Below are 1,206 nucleotides of genomic sequence, written 5' to 3'. Positions count from 1 at the left end.
TTCTCGCTGATGCCGATCCGCACGAGTCTCATCGACGTGACGAGCATCCGCTTCGGCAAGCTCGACGAGTTCTTCGATCTCTCGGAGGAGTACGACGCGAAGCACGAGTATTGCGTCGCGTGGGTCGATTGCGCGAGCCGCGGACCGGCGCTCGGGCGCGGCATCTTCATGGCGGGCGATCACGCGATCCACGGCTCGCTCTATGTCGAACAGCGCAACACGCGCCGCGTGCCGTTCACGCCGCCCGTTTCGCTCATCAACGGCCTCACGCTGCGCGCGTTCAACGAGCTGTACTACCGGAAGCAGCGACGCGCGATCGAGCTTTCGCGCGTCGGTTACGACGGCTATTTCTATCCGCTCGACAGTCTGCTCGAATGGAACCGCATCTACGGGCCGCAGGGGTTTCAGCAGTATCAGTGCGTCGTGCCGGCAGCGAGCGCGCGCGATGCGGTGCGCGCGATGCTCAATCGCATTTCATCGAGCGGCACGGGTTCGTTTCTCGCGGTGCTCAAGCGCTGCGGGAACATTCCGTCGCCGGGGCTGCTGTCGTTTCCGATGGAAGGCACCTCGCTCGCGCTCGACTTTCCGCAGCATGAATTGCGTAATTCGCAGCTCTTCGACGCGCTCGACGCGATCGTGCGCGATGCCGGCGGACGCATCTACCCGGCCAAGGACGCGCACATGTCGGGCGCCGATTTCCGCGCCGCTTATCCCCGATGGCAGGAGCTCGAATCGCTTCGCGATCCGGCCATGCTGTCGCATTTCTGGAAACGAATGACTGGCCTATGAAGAACATCGTCATCGTGGGCGTCACGTTCGCTATCGCCATCGCCTGCGCGCGAGAATGGGCCGCGAAAGGCGCGCGCTTCTTTCTCGTCGCGCGCAATCAGGAACGCATGGAGAAGGTCGCCGCCGATTTGACGGCGCGGGGGGCGGCTTCGGTCGCCGTGTATCGGCTCGATATCGACAAGCTCGACGATCACGCCGCGATGCTCGCTGACTGCGCCGCGCACATGGATTCGATCGATATCGTGCTGATTGCGTCGGGCACGCTGCCGGACCAGGCGGCCTGCCAGAGCGATCCCGCCGTCGCGGTGCGCGAGTTTCATACCAATGCGCTTTCGCTGATTGCGCTCATCACGCCGATCGCCAATCGGCTTGAGGCGCAGCGGCACGGGACGCTCGCGGTGATCTCGTCGGTGGCGG

Annotated in this window: 1 protein-coding gene and 1 pseudogene; both read left to right on the top strand. The window is 64.2% G+C overall.

Features of this window, described 5'->3' with window-relative positions:
- A pseudogene (locus NCS02_RS36135) lies at positions 1–789 on the top strand (FAD-binding protein); the annotation flags it as partial.
- Positions 786–1,206: SDR family NAD(P)-dependent oxidoreductase (locus tag NCS02_RS36130; RefSeq protein WP_250523707.1), on the top strand; the 421-nt coding region annotated here is incomplete at its 3' end. The pseudogene NCS02_RS36135 and the gene NCS02_RS36130, both read left to right, overlap by 4 nt.

This window comes from Caballeronia sp. NCF2 (genome assembly GCF_023631205.1).
GTDB classification, from domain to species: domain Bacteria; phylum Pseudomonadota; class Gammaproteobacteria; order Burkholderiales; family Burkholderiaceae; genus Caballeronia; species Caballeronia zhejiangensis.
Note: the sequence above shows the minus strand (reverse complement) of the source record. Positions and strands in the feature narration are given on the sequence as shown.